Origin of the sequence: Streptomyces sp. NPDC015532 (assembly GCF_043078065.1) — a bacterium.
GTDB lineage: Bacteria > Actinomycetota > Actinomycetes > Streptomycetales > Streptomycetaceae > Streptomyces.
This window is the reverse complement of sequence record NZ_JBIBSY010000001.1, coordinates 1,005,630-1,023,121: the sequence shown is the minus strand read 5'-3', so window position 1 is coordinate 1,023,121 and position 17,492 is coordinate 1,005,630. Positions and strand designations below refer to the sequence as shown.

Annotated in this window: 15 protein-coding genes; 7 read left to right on the top strand and 8 right to left on the bottom strand. The window is 71.9% G+C overall.

All coding sequences use genetic code 11. The features are described from left to right. The first annotated feature begins 230 nt into the window (after window positions 1-230). The gene (gene nadA / locus ACF07B_RS04300) at window positions 231-1,415 is read left to right on the top strand and encodes a quinolinate synthase NadA (protein WP_326788236.1); all 1,185 of its coding nucleotides are present in this window, start codon (window positions 231-233) and stop codon (window positions 1,413-1,415) included. Between the two features lie 173 nt (window positions 1,416-1,588). Here nadA and ACF07B_RS04295 read toward each other — a convergent pair whose 3' ends face one another. The 5 genes from ACF07B_RS04295 to ACF07B_RS04275 form a co-directional block, all read right to left on the bottom strand. After that, window positions 1,589-4,726, bottom strand: coding sequence for an efflux RND transporter permease subunit (locus ACF07B_RS04295; RefSeq protein ID WP_384237178.1), 3,138 nt, complete (start codon window positions 4,724-4,726; stop codon window positions 1,589-1,591). A gap of 156 nt (window positions 4,727-4,882) precedes the next feature. Next, window positions 4,883-5,560: a response regulator gene (locus ACF07B_RS04290; RefSeq protein WP_392177683.1), complete on the bottom strand. Its 678-nt coding sequence runs from the start codon at window positions 5,558-5,560 to the stop codon at window positions 4,883-4,885. Continuing rightward, window positions 5,557-6,831: a sensor histidine kinase gene (locus ACF07B_RS04285; protein WP_392177682.1), complete on the bottom strand. Its 1,275-nt coding sequence runs from the start codon at window positions 6,829-6,831 to the stop codon at window positions 5,557-5,559. Before ACF07B_RS04285 ends, ACF07B_RS04290 begins: the two co-directional genes overlap by 4 nt. 157 nt (window positions 6,832-6,988) lie before the next feature. Further along, the gene (locus ACF07B_RS04280; RefSeq protein ID WP_369484467.1) at window positions 6,989-7,267 is read right to left on the bottom strand and encodes a hypothetical protein; all 279 of its coding nucleotides are present in this window, start codon (window positions 7,265-7,267) and stop codon (window positions 6,989-6,991) included. 29 nt (window positions 7,268-7,296) lie between these two features. Then, window positions 7,297-8,094: a PspA/IM30 family protein gene (locus tag ACF07B_RS04275; RefSeq protein ID WP_362404455.1), complete on the bottom strand. Its 798-nt coding sequence runs from the start codon at window positions 8,092-8,094 to the stop codon at window positions 7,297-7,299. Between the two features lie 246 nt (window positions 8,095-8,340). On the opposite strand from ACF07B_RS04275, the gene ACF07B_RS04270 reads away from it, so the two are divergent. After that, window positions 8,341-8,967: a DUF3043 domain-containing protein gene (locus tag ACF07B_RS04270; protein ID WP_392177681.1), complete on the top strand. Its 627-nt coding sequence runs from the start codon at window positions 8,341-8,343 to the stop codon at window positions 8,965-8,967. Between the two features lie 83 nt (window positions 8,968-9,050). Beyond that, complete coding sequence (locus ACF07B_RS04265) at window positions 9,051-9,752, top strand: class I SAM-dependent methyltransferase (RefSeq protein WP_392177680.1); 702 nt, start codon at window positions 9,051-9,053, stop codon at window positions 9,750-9,752. A gap of 106 nt (window positions 9,753-9,858) precedes the next feature. Here the strand turns inward: ACF07B_RS04265 and ACF07B_RS04260 are convergent, their stop codons facing one another. Next, the gene (locus tag ACF07B_RS04260; RefSeq protein ID WP_326788229.1) at window positions 9,859-10,071 is read right to left on the bottom strand and encodes a hypothetical protein; all 213 of its coding nucleotides are present in this window, start codon (window positions 10,069-10,071) and stop codon (window positions 9,859-9,861) included. Between the two features lie 113 nt (window positions 10,072-10,184). Between ACF07B_RS04260 and ACF07B_RS04255 the strand changes: the two genes are divergently transcribed. Further along, window positions 10,185-11,384: a bifunctional adenosylcobinamide kinase/adenosylcobinamide-phosphate guanylyltransferase gene (locus ACF07B_RS04255; protein WP_369484470.1), complete on the top strand. Its 1,200-nt coding sequence runs from the start codon at window positions 10,185-10,187 to the stop codon at window positions 11,382-11,384. A gap of 17 nt (window positions 11,385-11,401) precedes the next feature. Here the strand turns inward: ACF07B_RS04255 and ACF07B_RS04250 are convergent, their stop codons facing one another. Continuing rightward, entirely contained in the window at window positions 11,402-12,469 is a 1,068-nt protein-coding gene (locus ACF07B_RS04250) for a class I SAM-dependent methyltransferase (protein WP_392177679.1), read from the bottom strand. A gap of 122 nt (window positions 12,470-12,591) precedes the next feature. Here ACF07B_RS04250 and cobT point away from each other — a divergent pair, with 122 nt between their 5' ends. From cobT to ACF07B_RS04235, 3 genes are all read left to right on the top strand, one after another. Further along, on the top strand, window positions 12,592-13,878 hold the full coding sequence (cobT, locus tag ACF07B_RS04245) for a nicotinate-nucleotide--dimethylbenzimidazole phosphoribosyltransferase (protein WP_392177678.1): 1,287 nt from the start codon (window positions 12,592-12,594) through the stop codon (window positions 13,876-13,878). Between the two features lie 346 nt (window positions 13,879-14,224). Beyond that, complete coding sequence (locus ACF07B_RS04240; protein ID WP_392177677.1) at window positions 14,225-16,039, top strand: phosphatidylglycerol lysyltransferase domain-containing protein; 1,815 nt, start codon at window positions 14,225-14,227, stop codon at window positions 16,037-16,039. Between the two features lie 43 nt (window positions 16,040-16,082). Continuing rightward, window positions 16,083-16,784 (top strand): hypothetical protein, encoded by a 702-nt coding sequence (locus tag ACF07B_RS04235; RefSeq protein ID WP_384237168.1) that lies wholly within the window; start codon window positions 16,083-16,085, stop codon window positions 16,782-16,784. On the opposite strand, the gene ACF07B_RS04230 is transcribed toward ACF07B_RS04235, so the two are convergent. After that, a complete protein-coding gene (locus ACF07B_RS04230) occupies window positions 16,721-17,488 on the bottom strand; it encodes a hypothetical protein (RefSeq protein WP_369484475.1) in 768 nt (255 codons plus the stop codon). The two genes, ACF07B_RS04235 and ACF07B_RS04230, sit on opposite strands and share 64 nt — an antisense overlap. Window positions 17,489-17,492 lie beyond the last annotated feature (4 nt).

Here is a 17,492-nt window from a genome sequence, read left to right as displayed (position 1 = left end):
GCTCGCACATGCTCCCGCGCACGAACACCGGCCTGTGGACAACCCCACGGTCACCCGGGTGTCACCCGCCGGAGAGGCGATCGGGATTCACGTCACATGGACGTTATGGCCATCGTCAACGTGACGTGAAGCGGTTATGATAGATAGCGTCAAATAGACGAAAAGGCATCGAACCGCCGGACCGCTCCCCTTCGGGCCCGGCTACCCGCAGAACAGAAAGGGTGCGTGTCGTGACCACCGCCCAGCCCCAGGAGCTCGACGTCCAGCCGACGCCCCTCGCCCTGCTGCTGCTCGGCCGCCAGGCCGACCCGAAGAGCGAGCGGGGCGTGGAGTGCCCCGGCGACCTGCCCTCGCCGTCCGACCCGGACCTGGTCGAGCGTGCGCGGGCGGCCAAGGAGAAGCTCGGCGACAAGGTCTTCGTGCTCGGCCATCACTACCAGCGCGACGAGGTCATCCAGTTCGCCGACGTCACGGGCGACTCCTTCAAGCTGGCCCGCGACGCGGCGGCCCGTCCGGAGGCCGAGTACATCGTCTTCTGCGGTGTGCACTTCATGGCGGAGTCCGCCGACATCCTCACGGGCGACGCCCAGAAGGTCGTCCTGCCGGACCTCGCCGCGGGCTGCTCGATGGCCGACATGGCCACCGCCGAGCAGGTCGCCGAGTGCTGGGACGTCCTGACCGAGGCCGGCATCGCCGAGCAGGTCGTTCCCGTCTCGTACATGAACTCGTCCGCGGACATCAAGGCGTTCACCGGCAAGCACGGCGGCACGATCTGCACGTCGTCCAACGCCCAGCGCGCCCTGGAGTGGGCCTTCGAGCAGGGGTCGCAGGTGCTGTTCCTGCCCGACCAGCACCTCGGCCGCAACACCGCCGTCCGCGACATGGGCATGTCGCTGGACGACTGCGTGCTCTACAACCCGCACAAGCCGAACGGCGGGCTGACCGCGGAGGAGCTGCGCGGCGCCAAGATGATCCTGTGGCGCGGCCACTGCTCGGTGCACGGCCGCTTCAGCGTGGACTCGGTGAACGACGTGCGCGAGCGCATCCCGGGCGTCAACGTCCTCGTGCACCCCGAGTGCAAGAACGAGGTCGTCGCGGCGGCGGACTACGTCGGCTCCACCGAGTACATCATCAAGGCCCTGGAGGCCGCCCCGGCCGGCTCCAAGTGGGCGATCGGCACGGAACTGAACCTCGTACGGCGTCTCGCGAACCGGTTCGCGCCCGAGGGCAAGGAGATCGTCTTCCTCGACAAGACGGTCTGCTTCTGCTCGACGATGAACCGCATCGACCTGCCCCACCTGGTGTGGACCCTGGAGTCCCTCGCCGAGGGCAACCTCGTCAACCGCATCGAGGTCGACAAGGAGACCGAGGCGTTCGCGAAGCTGGCGCTGGAGCGGATGCTGGCGCTGCCGTAGACGTGCCGCGGAGCACCCATGGCGCGGTCACACACAAGGGGCGCCCCTCCTGGCCGAGGGGCGCCCCTTGCCGTCGAACCGACGGCGGCGACGGCGACGGCGACGGCCGGAAAACGGCGGGCCCCCGCCCCGGCGCGTGAACGCCGGGGCGGGGGCCGTTTCCTGGAACCGGATCAGACTCCGGCCGGCTCCGGGGACTTGTCCTCGTCGCCGACGGCACTCCTGTCGGTGCCGACGCCGGACTTCGCCTCCCGCTTCGCCGCCTTCTTCTTCGCCCGGCGCTCCTTGCGCAGTTCGATCATCGCGTAGAGCGTCGGGACGAGCAGCAGCGTCAGCAGCGTCGAGCTGATGAGTCCGCCGATCACGACCACCGCGAGCGGCTGCGCGATGAAGCCGCCCTCACCGGTCACGCCCAGCGCCATCGGCAGCAGCGCGAAGATCGTCGCCAGCGCCGTCATCAGGATCGGGCGGAGCCGGTGCCGGCCGCCCTCGATCACGGCCTCGACCACTCCGTAGCCCTGCGCCCGGTACTGGTTGACGAGGTCGATCAGCACGATCGCGTTCGTCACCACGATGCCGATGAGCATCAGCATGCCGATCATCGCGGGGACACCCATCGGGGTGCCCGTGACGACGAGCAGGCCGATCGCACCGGTCGCCGCGAACGGGATCGACACGAGCAGGATCAACGGCTGGACCAGCGAGCGGAACGTCGCCACCAGCAGCATGAAGACGATCGCGATCGCCGCGAGCATCGCCAGGCCGAGGTTCTTGAACGCGTCGCTCTGGTCCGAGGAGACACCGCCGATCGACGCCGTGGCGCCGGCGGGCAGCTTCAGCTTCGCGAGCTTCGCCGTGAGGTCGTTGCTGACCGCGCCGGTGTTGTCACCGGTCGGCCTGGCGGTGATCGTGGCGGCCCGCTGCCCGTCGATCCGGGTCATCGCGACCGGACCGTCGACCAGCTTCACGTCCGCGATGTCGCCGAGCTTGACCGCGCCGAGCCGCAGCCCGCGCAGCTCCTGGATCGTGGTGACCGGCTCGGCGGACCTGATGACGACGTCCCGCTCGGTGTCGTCCAGGGTCGCCTTGCCGCTGGTGGTCCCGCGTACGGCCTGGGTGACCGCCGCGCCGAGCGTGGCGTCGTTGAAACCGGCCGCCGCCGCCTTGGAGTTGGCCTTGACCGAGATCCGCGGCACGCTCTGCGACAGGTCGCTCGTGACGTCGGTGACGTCGTCGAGCTTCGCGACCTCCGCGCGGACCTGACCGGCCGCCTTGCGCAGCACGTCCCCGTCCGCGGCCTTCACCACGACCTTGAGGTCCTGGCTGCCGAACCCGTCGCCGGCCGCGACCGTGATGGTGCCGGCGCCGGAGAGCTTGCCGAGCTCGCTCTCCACGCGGTCCTGGACGTCCTTCGAGGACGCGGAGTCCTCCAGCATGATCTGGTACGACGCCTGGTTGGTGTCCGTACCGCCGCCGAAGGCCGCCATGAAGCCGGAGGAGCCGATGGTGACCTGGTAGTCCTTGACGCCCTTGACGCCGTCGAGGACCTTCTCGACCTTCTTCGCCTGCGCGTCGGTCGTCGCCAGGCTGGTGCCCGGCTTCAACTGCTGCTTGACGCTGAGGACTTCCTGCTCGCCCTGGTCGAAGAAGTTCGTCTTCAGCAGGGGCGCCATGCCGAAGGTGCCGACGAGGATCGCGGCCGCGATCAGCACACTGGTCAGCCTGCGGCGGGTGGCGAAGCGCAGGACCGGGACGTAGAAGCGCTGGAGACGGCTGCGCTCCTCCTTCTCCTCGGCCTTGCGGCGGGCCTCGGCGGCGTCCGCCGGGGTGCCCTTGGGCGCGCGCAGGAACCAGTACGAGAGCACGGGGACGACCGTCAGCGAGACGAGCAGGGACGCGAGGAGCGCCGCCGTGACCGTGAGGCTGAAGGAGCCGAACAGTTCGCCGACCATGCCGCCGGTCAGCCCGATCGGCAGGAAGACGGCGACCGTGGTGAGCGTCGAGGAGGTGACCGCTCCGGCCACCTCGCGGACCGCGGTGAGGATCGCCTCCTCGCGCTCCTCGCCGTACCCGAGGTGCCGCTTGATGTTCTCCAGGACGACGATCGAGTCGTCGACGACCCGGCCGATCGCGATGGTGAGCGCGCCGAGCGTCAGCATGTTGAGCGACAGGTCACGGGTCCACAGCACGACCAGGGCCAGCACCACGGACAGCGGGATGGACACCGCGGTGACCAGCGTCGAGCGGACCGACGCCAGGAAGAGCAGGATGACCAGGACCGCGAACAGCAGGCCGAGGGCGCCCTCGGTGGTCAGCCCGTGGATGGACTTGGAGACCGCCGGGCCCTGGTCGCTGACGACGGTGATCGCCGATCCGGCGCCCAGGTCGGCGCGCAGGCCGGGGAGCTTGTCCTTGACCGCGTCGGAGATGGCGACGGCACTGCCGTCGTGGTCCATGGTGACCATCACGGCGAGGCTCGGGCTGCCGTCGGTGCGCGTGATGGAGTCGGCCTTGGCCGGCTCCTGCTTCACGGTGGCGACGCTGCCGAGGCGCACCGGCTTCTTGCCGGGCTGGCCCGCGACCATCAGGTCCTGGATCTGCCCCAGCGAGGTGAAGCCGCCGCCGACCCGCACGGTCTGGTTGCTGCCGTCCTCGTCGAACGAGCCGGCCGGAACGGTCGCCCCGCCGGCCTGGAGGGCCTGACCGAGGGCGGCCGTGGTGAGGCCGGCCTTCGCCAGCTTCTTCTCGTCGGGCGTGACGGTGACCTGGAGGTCACGCACACCGGTGACCGCGACCCGGCCGACGCCGTCGATCCCGTCGAGGGCGGGGACGACCGTGCGGTCGAGCTGGTCGGCCAGGGCCTGCTGGTCCTTGCCGGAGGTGACGGCGAGGACGACGGTCGGCATGTCGTCCGTCGAACCGGCGATGACCTGCGGGTCGACGTCGTCAGGGAGCTGGGCGCGAGCCCGGTTGACGGCCTGCTGGACGTCGGCGACGAGCTGCTTGGTGTCGTTGCCGTAGTCGAAGGACGCCATGATCACGGCGTTGCCCTCGCTCGCGGTGGAGGTGACACCGGTGATGCCGTCGACGGCTTCGAGGGTGTCCTCGATGGGCTCGACGACCTGCTTCTCGACCACATCCGGAGACGCACCCTGGTACGGCGCGAGCACGGACACCATGGGCAGTTCGATGGTGGGCAGCAGCTGCTGCTTGAGCTGGGGGATCGCTATCGCCCCGAAAGCGAGCGCGATGATCGACATCAGCCCGATGAGGGCCCGCTGCGCGAGGCTGAATCTGGACAGCCAGGACATGGGTGGTGGGTCTCTCTTCTGTGGTTCGAGCGGAAGGCGGGGGACTGGGGAACACCCCACGTCACACCTTGGGCCATGAACGGGCGACGATCCGTAGCCCCTGGGTCCATTTCCTTACCCGGAACCTACTCCAGGCGCAGTACGCGCAGGTAACGCTCAGTCCACCCTCGGGCGTACCAGCCCCGACTCGTACGCGATGACCACCAGCTGGGCCCGGTCGCGGGCGCCCAGTTTGGCCATGGCCCGGTTGACGTGCGTCTTCACCGTGAGCGGACTCACTTCGAGGCGCTCGGCGATCTCGTCGTTGGAGTGGCCCGCGGCGACCTGGACGAGCACCTCGCGCTCGCGCCCGGTGAGCGCGCCGAGCCGCTCGGAGCGGGCGGCCCCGGTCCCCTCGTCGTCGCCCTGCGCGAGGAACCGGGCGATGAGGCCCTTGGTCGCCGCCGGGGACAGCAGCGCCTCGCCGCCCGCGGCGATGCGGATGGCGTTGAGGAGTTCCTCCGGCTCGGCGCCCTTGCCGAGGAACCCCGAGGCGCCGGCGCGCAGCGACTGCACCACGTACTCGTCGACCTCGAAGGTCGTCAGCATCACGACCCGTACGTGCGCGAGGCCCGGGTCGGCGGTGATCATCCGGGTGGCGGCGAGTCCGTCGGTGCCGGGCATCCTGATGTCCATCAGCACCACGTCGGCGCGCTCGTCCCGGGTCACCGCCACGGCCTCGGCACCGTCGGACGCCTCCCCCACGACCTCCATGTCGGGCTCCGAGTCGACCAGGACGCGAAAGGCGCTGCGCAGCAGCGCCTGGTCGTCGGCGAGCACGACACGGATCGTCATACGGGGTCCCCCACGGCAGAAGTGCGGCTCTTGACCGGAAGGATCGCATGGACGCGGAAACCGCCTCCGTAGCGGGGACCGGCCGTGCAGCTCCCGCCGATCGCGGTGACGCGTTCACGCATGCCGAGCAGCCCGTGGCCGCCGCCCTCCTGCGGTCCGGTGTCCGGTCCCGAGCCGTTCTCGTGCCCCCGGCCGTACCCCTGATCCGGTCCGGGGTCCTGGCCCGGGCCGTTGTCGAGGACGGTCACCTCCACCACCGGCCCGACGCGGACCACGCTGACCTCGGCCTTCGCTCCCGGGCCCGCGTGCTTGCGCACATTGGTCAGGGCCTCCTGGATCACCCGGTACGCGGCGAGGTCGGCGGCCGCGGGCAGCACGGTGCCGGAGTCGGAACGGGCGACCTCGACGGGGAGCCCGGCGTTGCGGAAGGTGTCCGCGAGCTCGCCGAGCCGGGCCAGGCCGGGGGCGGGCTCGGTCGGGGCCTCGGGGTCGCCCGACTGACGCAGCAGGCCCACGGTGGCGCGCAGTTCGTTCAGCGCCGAGCGGCTGGCCTCCCGTACGTGGGCGAGGGCCTCCTTGGCCTGGTCGGGGCGCTTGTCCATGACGTGGGCGGCGACTCCGGCCTGCACGTTGACGAGGGCGATGTGGTGGGCGACGACGTCGTGCAGGTCGCGGGCGATCCGCAGCCGCTCCTCGGCGACACGGCGGCGCGCCTCCTCCTCCCGGGTGCGCTCGGCCCGCAGCGCCCGTTCCTTGATCGCGTGCACGAAGGCCCGCCGGCTGCGGACGGCGTCACCGGCCGCCGCGGCCATGCCGGTCCACGCGAAGACGCCGAGGTTCTCCTGGGCGTACCAGGGCAGCGGTCCGGCGAGCATGGCGACCGCCGTGAGGACGGTCATGGTGAGCAGGCCGACGCGCCAGGTCGTGGGGCGGTCGGTGGCCGAGGCCACGGTGAACAGGGCGACGACGGCGGACATGGTGACCGGGGCGCGGGGGTCGGCGGTCACCAGCTCCACCAGAGAGACACCGACGGTCGCCGCGAGGACCTTCATCGGGGCACGGCGGCGGAAGACCAGGGCCGCGGCGGCGAGGACCATCAGGGCGAGGCTGAGGGCGTCCGGGGTGCGGGCGCTCCACGTCGTTCCGTCGGCGCCGTGCGCGTCGACGAAGGAGCCGGCCACCATGCAGACGAGGACGCCGGCGGCGAGGGCGGCGTCCAGGGCGAGGCGGTGGTCCCGCAGCCAGTCCCTCATACGCTCCAGGGTGCTCATCCGGTCCACGGTACGGGGCCCTGCCGGGCTTGAGACCGGCCGGTACGGCACGGCTGCACACCCGGCCCGCTCCCCGGCCGGCGCCCGGGAGGGCACACGCGTCCCGGTACCGCCCCCGGGTGGCCGCGACGGGCCCGGGAGGCGGAGCGGGGAGGGGTCAGCCGGGGATCAGGCCGTCGTCGCTCAGCATCTCGCGGACCTCATCGAGCGTGGCGTCCGGAGACGGGAGGATGAGCTCCGACGGCTCCAGCGAGTCGTCGGGAAGCGGGCTCCCCGCGGCGCGCACCGCGTCCAGGAGGGCCGCCAGAGTACGGCGGAAGCCGGACTCGTCACCCCTCTCCATCTCGGTGAGCAGTTCGTTGTCCAGCTTGTTCAGGGCGGTGAGCCGGCCGTCGTCCAGCCTCACCTGCCCCTCCCCCATGATCCGTACGATCATGTCGCCTCCTCAGGCCTGGGCCCGCCAGGTCACTGCTTGTCGAAGCGCGGAGTGTCCTGCGGCTGCGACGACGGCTGGGACTGTCCGTTGCCGCCCTCGATCGCCTGCTTCTGCGACGAGGAACCGCCGGCCAGCTCGGCCTTCATGCGCTGGAGCTCCAGTTCCACGTCCGAACCACCCGAGATCCGGTCCAGCTCGCTCTGGATGTCGTCCTTCGCCAGCCCGGACTGGTCGTCGAGGGCGCCGGAGGCGAGCAGCTCGTCGATCGCGCCGGCGCGCGCCTGGAGCTGCGCGGTCTTGTCCTCGGCACGCTGGATGGCGAGCCCCACGTCGCCCATCTCCTCGGAAATGCCGGAGAAGGCCTCACCGATCCGGGTCTGTGCCTGGGCCGCCGTGTACGTCGCCTTGATCGTCTCCTTCTTCGTACGGAAGGCGTCGACCTTGGCCTGCAGACGCTGCGCGGCGAGGGTGAGCTTCTCCTCCTCGCCCTGGAGGGTCTGGTGCTGCGTCTCCAGGTCGGTGACCTGCTGCTGGAGCGCCGCGCGGCGCGACAGCGCCTCACGGGCGAGGTCCTCGCGGCCGAGCGCGAGAGCCTTGCGGCCCTGGTCCTCCAGCTTGGAGGACTGGTTCTGGAGCTGGTTCAGCTGCAGTTCGAGACGCTTGCGGCTGGTCGCCACGTCGGCGACACCGCGCCGGACCTTCTGGAGCAGCTCCAGCTGCTTCTGATAGGAGTAATCGAGGGTCTCGCGCGGGTCCTCGGCCCGGTCAAGGGCCTTGTTCGCCTTCGCGCGGAAGATCATCCCCATACGCTTCATGACACCGCTCATGGGCTTCGCGCGCCCCCTTCTGACGGACTCCAGCTCCAGGTACTGCAACAGGACCCACAGTACGGGCCCTGCATCCATTACCGCACTGTTCGGGGACGGATGCGCTCATCCCCAAGGACGACTGCGCCCGCCACCGCTCCGGCGTAAGGAGTAGGTGGCACCCGGGGGTGCACCCCGGAGCGACGTCCCCTCTGTCCACCACAGACGCACGGTGTTGCCGGATCGTTCCCCACTCGATCGACGTCCATGCTCGCGGACCCCGTACCCTTGGGTTTTGTGTTCCGTAGCCGTGCGAAGGAAGAGAAGGCCCCCGCCGACAAGGCGCCGGTGACCGACTCCAAAGTGACCCGTGACCCTCAGGCCCCCAAGGGCCGCCCCACGCCCAAGCGCAGTGAGGCCCAGACCCAGCGCCGCAGCGTCGCCCAGACGCCGACGACGCGCAAGGAGGCCGCCAAACGCCAGCGCGACGACCGCCGTACGGCGATGGAGCGGCAGCGCCAGGCCCTGGCCAGTGGCGACGAGCGCTACCTGCCCGTGCGCGACAAGGGCAAGGTGCGCCGTTTCGCGCGCGACTACGTGGACTCGCGGCTCTGCGTCGCCGAGCTCTTCCTGCCGCTGGCCGTGATCATCCTCATGCTGAGCGTGGTGCCGGTCCCCGTTCTCAAGAACGTGGCGCTGCTGCTCTGGCTGGTCGTCATCGTGATGATCGTGGTCGACTCGGTCGGCATCGCGATCCGCCTGAGGAAGCAGCTCAACACGCGCTTCCCGGACGAGAACACCAAGGGCGCGGTCCGTTACGCGCTGATGCGCACGCTCCAGATGCGTCGACTCCGGCTGCCGAAGCCGCAGGTCAAGCGCGGAGAGCGGCCCTGAGCACTACGTCATTCTCCGGGGGCGCGGCGGATGCCTGGCTGAGCAGGCTGGGCGGGCTGCGGGATGTCGTACGGCAGGAACTGGTGGCCCGGCAGCTCGACGAGCAGATAACCGGGCGTTATCCGGTGGGGCGGCGCCTGCGGGTGCTCGACGTCGGCGCGGGCCAGGGCACACAGTCCCTGCGGCTCGCGCGGGCCGGCCACCAGGTGACCGGGCTCGAACGGGACGCCACGATGATGTCCGTGGCCCGTGAGGCGCTGGCCGCCGAGCCCGAGGGCATCCGGAGCCGGGTGCGCCTCATCGAGGGCGACGGGCACGAGACGGGTGTGCACTTCCTGCCGGGCAGTTTCGACGTGGTGCTGTGTCACGGCGTCCTGATGTACGTCGAGGAGCCGGACGCCCTGCTGGCCGGGCTGGCGAGGATGCTGGCCCCGGGCGGGCTGCTCTCGCTGCTGGTGCGCAACGCGGACGCGCTGGCCATGCGGCCCGGCATCGGCGGGGACTGGGCCACGGCGCTGGCCTCGTTCGACACGACCGCGTACACGAACCGTCTCGGCCTCGACGTCCGGGCCGACCGGCTCGCCACGCTGACCGGGACGCTCGCCGGGATCGGGGCTCCGCTGCACGCCTGGTACGGGGTGCGCGTCTTCACGGACACGGCCGCCGACGGCGCGTCGATGCCGCCGGACGCGGAGACGATGCTGGCCGCGGAGGAGCGGGCCGGCCGGACGGACCCCTACCGCCAGGTGGCGGCCCTTCTCCATCTGTGCGGCGTACGGGGCTGACCGGCCCCTCGTCGCCGACCGGCCCGGGCCGCCGATGCCGCTCGCACGGGTGCCGTGGCGGGCGGCCGCGGGTTGCCGGGGTGTGTCCCCGGCAACCCCTACCGGCCTACTCCGTTTCGGCGTGCAGGCTCATCGGGCCGTAGATCTGCGTGCTGTCCTCGAAGAGGAACACCTGGTCCGCGCCACCGGCGACGAGGTCCTTCCACACCTCACCGATCCAGGACTCGGCGTCGCCCTGGGTGGTGAACTCCTCGGGCTGCACCGCGGGTTGGACCTCTGTCCCGTCGGACTTCTCGAACCGCCACGTCCATGCCGCCATGTACGCCTCCAAGATGTGAGCACACTGCACAGCGGAAGCCGGACAAGATCCGTCTCCCGTCCGAAGCCTAGCCGGACGCGCAAGACGTCCGGGGACACGGAAAGATCGGCGGCGTGGAACTGACTCTGCTCGGCACCGGTGCCCCCGCGGGCCTGCCCCGCCCCGACTGTCCCTGCGCTGCCTGCGCGAGCGCGCTCGGCGAGGAGGCGCGGGCGGCCACCGCGCTGCTCGTGGACGGCACGCTGCTGCTCGACCTCACCCCCGGCGCCGCGTTCGCGGCGGCCCGCGCCGGACATTCGCTGGGCGGCCTACGGCAGGTGCTGCTCTCCCACCCGCACGACGGGCCCGCCATGGAGGTGCCGGCCGGACTGCCGCAGCCCGGCCGGGTGCCCGACGGACGGGAGTTGGCACTGCTGACGGGGCACCGGGTGCGGGCGGTGCCGATGGACGCGCCCGGCACGGGGTACGCGGTGACCGGCCCGTCCGGGCAGCGGCTGCTGTATCTGCCGCCGGGCGCGGCACCGGCCGGTCTGGACGAGAACGGCGAGGCGTACCACATGGTGCTCCTGGACGTGGTGGGACGTCCTGACGCCCTGGCGAAGCTGCGCGCGGCCGGCGCGGTCGACCCGACGACGGACGTGATCGCGGTGCACCTCGACCACGACGTGCCCCCGGGATCCGAGCTGCGCAGGAGGCTCGCCGCGGCGGGCGCGCGGGCCGTGCCCGACGGGACCACGCTCGACGTGGGCGTGTACGAGGACGTGCCCGACGTTCCGCGCAGGACGCTGGTGCTCGGCGGAGCGCGTTCGGGCAAGTCGGTGGAGGCGGAACGGCGGATGGAGACGTTCGCCGACGTCCTGTACGTCGCCACGGGGGGCACGCGCGGCGGGGACTCCGAGTGGGCGCAGCGGGTCGGCGCCCACCGTGAGCGGCGGCCCGGCGCCTGGCAGACCGTCGAGACGTGCGACCTGGTCCCCCTCCTGGACGAGGACGGTCCGCCCCTGCTCGTCGACTGTCTGTCGCTGTGGCTGACGGACGCGATGGACTCGGTCGACGCGTGGGACGACGCCGAGTGGTCCGGGGGTGGTGAACGCGCCCTGCGCGCCCGCGTGGAGGAACTCGTCGCCGCGGTCCGCCGCACCCGCCGCACGCTCGTGGCCGTCTCCAACGAGGTCGGCTCGGGCATCGTGCCCGCCACGGCCTCCGGGCGCCGCTACCGCGACGAACTCGGGCGGCTGAACGCGGCCTTCGCCGGGGAGTGCGAGCACGTGCTGCTGGTGGTGGCGGGGCAGGCCCTGACGCTGCGGGGCTGAGCGCGGGCGGCGGCGGTTCAGGCCTCCTTGCGGGCGACGACGCGGTACGCGTTCGAGAAGCGGGTGCGGCGCAGCAGGGGGGCCGACAGCCGGTCCAGCGCGGCGGCGGAGGCGAGGAGCGGAACGGACGCCCGGCTCAGGGCCCGGCGCGCCGTGCGCTGCAAGGGGGTCGGCGGTGCCGGGCGCCAGGGGGCGTCGGAGCGGGGGAGGGCGCGCCCGAGCGCCAGCGCGAGAGCCGCCGAGAGGTCGTGGGGGATGTGCGGTTCGCGCCGGTCCGTGGCGACGACGACACAGCCCAGGGATTCGAGTTCGCCGAGCAGGTTGGGCAGCGGCATGAGGTGGAGATGGCGCGGCTGGCCGTACGCCACCCACCACTTGCCGAGCAGCGCGCCGAACGCGCAGTCGGGGTCGGGCACTTCGACCAGGAGGTGTCCGCCGGGTCTCAGCACCGCGAGCGCGGCGCGCAGTTCCTGGCGCGGTTCGGGCGTGTGCTCCAGGTGGTGGAACATGCTCACGACGTCGTAGCGGGCGCGCAGCCGCTCCGCGATCCGCGGGTCGGTGAGCCGTCCGACGTGCGCCTCCTCCACCCGTCCCGCGGCCCGCGCCTTCTCGACGCGCCGCGTCGGGTCGAGGCCGTCGAAGGACGTGTACGGGTGGATCTCCTTGGCCACGGCCGGGAAGTGTCCGAGTCCGGTGCCGACGTCGAGCCAGCTCTCCGGCTCCGCGAAGGACAGCAGGGCGCGGGCCGCCGCGCGATGGTGAGCGGTGCCGCCGCGGGCGCCGAGCAGCCGTTCGGCGAGGCCGTCGTGGGCGTCCTCGCGCGGGTCCCGCCGGTAGAAGGCCAGCCCCTCGGGGGTGAGCCGGGGGTTCTGGAAGGCGTGGGCGCAGTCCCCGCACACGTCGACGGCGAACGTTCCGGGCTTGCGCTGCCGCAGGTCCGGTGTGCGCAGCCGGGTGCGCAGGCGCTCCGAGCCGCACCACGGGCAGTCGGCGCGGCGCGGTTCGTGGAACCGGGCGGTGCCCTGGGCGAGTTCGGCCGCGTAGGCGGCACGGCGTTCGGCGATCGGCTGGGGGGTGGGGGGCATGGACGCTCCTGTCGGGGACGAGCCGTACGACAATCCGATACAAACGGTACGTAGGTGATGGGGATCCGGAGTGCAACGACGTGGCGCGGACGCGTTCGATCGGTGCCGGTACTGTTCGGCGAATGAGCTCGCTTAATCTCGACGACTTCACCGATCTGATCGAGCGTCCCGACGGAGGCGTCCGCCGTGACGCCGAGGCGCACCGGGAGAGCCGGATCGTGCCGCCCGGGGCGCTGGGCCGTCTCGACGACCTGGGTGAATGGCTGGCGGCGGCGCAGTCCGCGGTGCCGGTACGGCCGATCGAGCACCCGCGCGCCCTGCTGTTCGCGGGCGACCACGGGATCGCCGCCCTCGACGTGTCGGCGCGCCCCGCGGGCGGGGCGGGCGCGCTGGTGCGAGCGGTCCTGGAGGGCGCCAGCCCCGCGTCGGTGCTGGCCCGCGGGCTCGGTGTGCCGGTGCGGGTGATCGACATGTCGCTGGACACCGATCCCGAGGGGCTGCCCGACGAGGTCGTGCGGCACCGGATCCGGCGCGGTTCGGGGCGGATCGACGTCGAGGACGCGATGACTCCGCAGGAGGCGGAGGCCGCGTTCCTGGCGGGGGTGGCCATCGCGGACGAGGAGGCCGACTCCGGTACGGATCTGGTGGTGCTCGGCGACATCAGCGTGGGCGGGACCACGGCGGCGGCCGTCCTGGTCGCGGCGCTGTGCGGGACCGACGCGTCCGTCGTGACCGGGCGGGGCGGACAGGCCATCGACGACCTCGCGTGGATGCGCAAGTGCGCCGCGGTGCGTGACGCGCTGCGGCGGGCGCGGCCCGTGCTCGGGGACCAGCTCCAGCTCCTGGCGACGGTGGGCGGGCCCGACCTGGCCGCGATGACCGGGTTCCTGCTCCAGAGCGCGGCGCGGAAGATGCCGGTGATCCTCGACGGGGTGGTGTCGGCCGCGTGCGCGCTGGTCGGCCAGCGGGTCGCCTTCCGCGCGCCGGACTGGTGGCTCGCCGGGCAGCGGAGCGGGGAGCCGGCCCAGGCGAAGGCGCTGGACCGGATGGCCCTCGAACCGTTGCTCGACCATGGGGTGACGGTGGGTGAGGGGGCCGGTGCGTTGCTTGCCCTGCCGTTGGTGCTGGCTGCGGCGCGGCTTGCGGCGGAGTTGCCGGAAGCCTCTGCTCCGGAACCGGAGGAAACCCCGGAGGAGCCCTCCAAGCCCGAGCCCGATTCCGGTCCCGAACCCGACTCCGGCCGCGCGATCGAGCCCGCGGCCGAGCCCGACTCCGGCCCCGCGTCCGACTCCGGCCGCGCGATCGAGCCCGCGTCAGATTCCGAGCCCGACTCCGCGTCCGAGCCCGGCCCCGCGTCAGGCTCCGCGTCCGGCTCCGCGCTCGATTCGGGCTCCGCCTCCGGCGCTTAGCGCCGGTCCAGGTCCCGGCCGGAGTTCCCGCGCGGGTCGGGTTCCGGGGCCGGCCGGGATCGTCACAGCCTTCTTTCGCCCCCTCCGCCCCTGCCCTTCCCGTACCCGGGGCTCCGCCCCGGACCCCGCTCCTCAAACGCCGGAGGGGCTGAAACTGTCCCCGGCCGGGGCTGGGCCTTCCCCGGGACGGGACCGGGCCTTCCCGGGGCGGGACCGGGCCTTCCCTGCCGGCGCTGGGCCTTCCCGGGTGGGGCTGGACCTTCCCGGTCGGCGCTGGAGTTCACGTGGCCGGGGTCGGACCGGGCCTCCCTCGTGGGGGGCGTTTTGCGCCATATCATCCGGGATTATGGGAGATGCCCGAAGTGCCGTTGCCGTTGCCGCTTCTGTTGACCCGGAGCGGGGCTCGGTTCGCCGGAGTGACGGGGACCGGCGGTCCACGGCTGCCTCCCGGCGGTGCGCCGCCTTCGCCGTCTGGTACCTGCGCGCGGTCACGTTCATCAACTTTCTGAGCGCCGCCTGGGTGTCGCTCGGACAGGACGTACGACGGCACAACACCGAGAACTACTTCACGCCGTATCTGCTGACCGCGGGCTTCGCCTCCGGTGTGTTCACGATGTTCCTGGCCATCACAACGCGACGGCGCAAGCGGGCCGCGTGGATCCTCAACTCGGCGCTCAGCGGGCTGTTCCTGCTGCTGTTCGGCGTCGCGATGGCGTTCCCGGAGATCCGCCAGTACCCGCAGAACTGGGTCTCGCTCGCGCTGACCGCGGCGTTCGTGGGCTCCCTGGCCGTCGGCCGCCGGGAGTTCTACGCCAAGGGCGACCGGTCGAACCCGAAACTGGCCGCGGCCGTCGCGGTCGGGGGGCTCCTGGTCACCTCGCTGCTCGCCGCGCTGCTGGTCACCGTCACCAACGACGCGCACGACGCGCACCGTTCGACCTTCCTGGACCGCTGGCGTTACGGCACCCTGCGGCTCGTCTCGGTCGCCGCCGACGACTCCCACTACCCCGGGATCTCGACACCGAACTGGGTCAACGTCACCGTCAACGTGCTCAGCACCCTGCTGGTGCTCGCCGTGCTCTACGCGGCCTTCCGCTCCCGGCGCGCCGTCGACCCGCTCACCGAGGACGACGAGAAGCGGCTGCGGGAACTGCTCGACCGCAACGGGGACCGGGACTCGCTGGGCTATTTCGCGCTGCGCCGGGAGAAGAGCGTGGTCTGGTCGCCCACCGGCAAGGCGGCGGTGGCCTACCGGGTGGTGGGCGGGGTCTCCCTGGCGAGCGGCGACCCCATCGGCGATCCCGAGGCGTGGCCCGGCGCCATCGAGCCCTGGCTCGCCGAGGCCCGGGAGCACGGCTGGATCCCGGCGGTGATGGGCGCGAGCGAGGAGGCGGGCACCGTCTACTCCCGCCATGGACTCGATGCCCTGGAGTTGGGCGACGAAGCCCTCGTCGAGACGGCCGAGTTCACCCTCGAAGGACGGGCCATGCGGACCGTCCGGCAGGCCTACAACCGGGTCAAGCGGGCCGGGTACCGGGTGCGCATCCGGCGGCACGAGGACATCCCGGCCGCCGAGATGGCGTATCTGCTCCAGCGCGCGGACGACTGGCGCGACGGCGCGACCGAGCGCGGTTTCAGCATGGCGCTGGGCCGGCTCGGCGACCCCGAGGACGGGCGCTGCGTGATGCTCGAATGCACGGACGCCGAGGGCGACTTGCGGGCGGTGCTGTCCTTCGTGCCCTGGGGGCCCGGCGGGCTCTCCCTCGATCTGATGCGGCGCGACCGCGACGCGGAGAACGGGCTCATGGAGTTCATGGTGATCGAACTCCTGCGGCGCGCCCGGGAGATCGGGATCACCCAGGTGTCGCTCAACTTCGCCATGTTCCGTTCGGTCTTCGAGCGGGGGGCGCGTCTGGGCGCCGGCCCGGTGCTGCGGCTGTGGCGCTCGCTGCTCAGCTTCTTCTCCCGCTGGTGGCAGATCGAGTCGCTGTACCGGGCCAACGCCAAGTACCGGCCGATCTGGGAGCCGCGGTTCCTGCTCTTCGAGAAGAGCGCCGACCTGCTGCGCATCGGGGTCGCGTCCGCGCGCGCGGAGGGGTTCCTGGAGGCGCCGGGCCTGCCGAAGTGGCTGCACCGCAAGCACCTGGAGTCGCACAGATGAGACCGGCGAGGGCCCGCGGGGGGAGAGCCGTGGGGACGACCGGATGAGCGCACCCGCCCGCTGGGCCCGCGCCGAGTGGGGTCTGCTGTACGCGACCGTCCGCCGGGCGCTGCGGGCGAGGGGGTGGCGGGCGGTCCCGATGACCCTGGGCGCGGTGATCCTGACGGCCGTCCTCCAGGTCGTCCAGAACCAGTCCTGGGGCTACCGTCTGGTGCAGGACACGGGTGCCGTCCGGGCCGAGGACCCGCTGTGGCTCGCCCTGGCCCGCACCCCGCTCTCGCTGTTCGTGCCGGCCCTGGATCTGCCCGTGTGGGGCGCGCTCGCACAGATCCTGATCGTCTTCGGGATCGCCGAGATCTGTCTGGGCTGGTGGCGCACCCTTGTCGTCGCGTACGTCGCCACGCTGGCCGGGACGCTGTACGCCCGTGCCGGCATCGCGCTCGGCCCGCACCGTCCGCTGGGTCTGCCCGGGGCGGACGCGCTGGTCGTCGACACCGGTCCGTCGGCGGCGGTGGTGGGTCTCGCGGTGTTCCTGTGCTGGCGCTACCGGGCGTATGTGACGGCCGGGATCGTGATCGGGGCCATGGTGGCCGAGGTGATCGTCAAGGACAACCTGGCGGGCAAGGAACACCTGGCGGCGATCGCCGCGGTGCTGGTGGTGTGCTGCCTCTCCGCCACGCGTCACCGCCGTTCGGACAGGGAGCGGGCGGGCGCCGGGTCGGGTTTGCCGCCGATCCACTCCTGAAGCCTGCGGGTGGGACCCGCCCAGCGGCGGTCGTGCCGGTAGGAACGCAGCCGTGCCCGGGCCCGGGTCCGCGGCCTGTTCCGGTAGAAGCGCTTGGCCCACGGCGACGCGGGCTTGGCCAGCCTGACGGCGCCGATGAGGGCGATGAAGGGAACGATCACCCCGAAGATCGCCGTGCGGGCCTTGCCCTTGCTCAGGGTGAGCAGCGCGAAGAAGAAGTTCAGCGCGATGGTCACGATCGCGCTGACGCGGTTCTGCGCCTCCTGGTCGCTGAGGTCGTTGACGCCCAGCGGCGAGAAGCCGCTGAGCATCAGGCCGAGGAGGGCGGCGGTGAGCACCACGACCTCGACGCTCTTGCGCCCGTCGTCGGTCCAGTAGACGTCGTCGAGGTGCAGGATCAGCGCGAACTCGTCGAGCACGAGGCCCGTTCCGATGCCGAACACCACGGCGCTCACGCACGGCCAGAATCCGTACCGGCTGCCGGCGACGGCGCCGAAGCCGCCGATCACCGTGAGCACGACACCGGGAACCACGTGGTGGATGTGCAGATCACCGGCTTTGACGTTGCCGAAGGGCCCCTTGCCGGCGCGGATCATCCGCACGATGACACGGGTGACCACGAAGGTCACGACGAACGAGGCCAGCGCCAGGAACAGGGGGAGCTTCCCGGGCTCGACGATGTTCCGATACAACCAATGACCCATATGC